2 protein-coding genes are annotated in these 1,404 nt (G+C 30.0%); both read left to right on the forward strand.

Translation table 11 applies throughout. From position 1 onward, the window contains the following. On the forward strand, positions 1 to 487 hold a 487-nt coding region (locus HT693_RS11405; RefSeq protein ID WP_172925198.1), incomplete at its 5' end, for a restriction endonuclease subunit S. A gap of 56 nt (positions 488 to 543) precedes the next feature. Next, on the forward strand, positions 544 to 1,341 hold the full coding sequence (gene psrA / locus HT693_RS11410) for a tyrosine-type DNA invertase PsrA (protein WP_100104881.1): 798 nt from the start codon (positions 544 to 546) through the stop codon (positions 1,339 to 1,341). Positions 1,342 to 1,404 lie beyond the last annotated feature (63 nt).

A 1,404-nucleotide genomic window follows, 5' to 3' on the forward strand; every position in this document is an offset into this window, starting at 1 on the left:
AGATGATAACTCTTATTATGAGGAAGTACCAAATACTTGGCAACTTTTGAAATTAAAAAATTTATTGCAATTGGATAATGGAACTAAACAACAAAATGAACGTCTTATTTATTGGGATGCAAAAACTTTACGAGGGATTAAGGATGCTGAATTTAAAGAAAAAGGTAATAAAGTACATTCAAAAGATACAGTAATTCTTGTAGATGGAGAAAATTCAGGAGAGTTATTTATGATACCTAATGATGGATATATGGGGTCAACGTTTAAGAAAATTCACTATCTGGAAGTTGGGTCAAAGAAATATATAGATTTATATATAGACAGCAAAAAAGAACTTTTAAAAAATTCAAAAACTGGATCTGCAATCCCTCATCTTAATAAAACGTTATTTAAAGAACTTATAGTTGCCCTTCCTCCAATCCAAGAACAAAAACGTATATCAAGTAAAATCACTCAAATATTCTCACAAATTAACCAACTAATTTAGTATAATAGTCTTTTGTGCGGTGGAATTTCTATCAAACATAAGATAGGAGTTTTACGTTGAAAGATTTTGAATTATATTTGAAGAAAGCTGGTTTAGCTGAAAATACTGTGCGCTCATACCTTTATGGTGTTCGATTTTTCTTGGAGAATTACGAACTCAAAATGGAAGATTTATTTGAATACAAAGGATATTTATTAGACAATTTTAAACCTAAAACTGTCAATTTGCGACTACAAGGAGTAAATAAATACCTGGCTTTTATTGGTCATGATGATTTGAAATTAAAATTTGTCAAAGTACAGCAAAAACCGTTTTTAGAAGATGTTATTAGCCATGCTGATTACCTTTTTCTTAAACGTAGTTTGAAAAAAGATGGTATTTTAAAATGGCATTTTGTTGTTTGGTTTTTAGGTGCAACTGGGGCTCGTGTAAGTGAACTTATTAAACTAAAAGTAGAGCATGTAGAAATCGGTTATTTTGATATTTACTCAAAAGGTGGTAAAATTCGTAGACTGTACATTCCTAGAAAATTAAGAAATAGTTGTCTTAGTTGGTTAGAATCAGAAAATCGCCGAAGTGGTTATTTATTTTTGAATAAATTTAACGAACCAATTACAGCAAGAGGAGTTGCTCAACAGTTAAAAAATTATGCCGATAAATACAAAATGAATCCTAAAGTAATTTACCCTCATTCTTTTAGGCATTTATTTGCTAAGAATTTTTTAGCGAAGTATAACGATATTGCTTTGCTCGCAGATTTGATGGGACACGAAAGTATAGAAACTACTCGAATTTATCTAAGGAAAACAGCTACTGAACAACAAAATATTGTAGATAAAATTGTTAATTGGTAAAAAATAACAGGTGGTCAAACTGACTACCTGCTATTTTTGTGATTATGGCTCTTATTATGGGAA

The organism is Streptococcus sp. 2154, from assembly GCF_013277255.1.
GTDB classification, from domain to species: domain Bacteria; phylum Bacillota; class Bacilli; order Lactobacillales; family Streptococcaceae; genus Streptococcus; species Streptococcus pseudopneumoniae.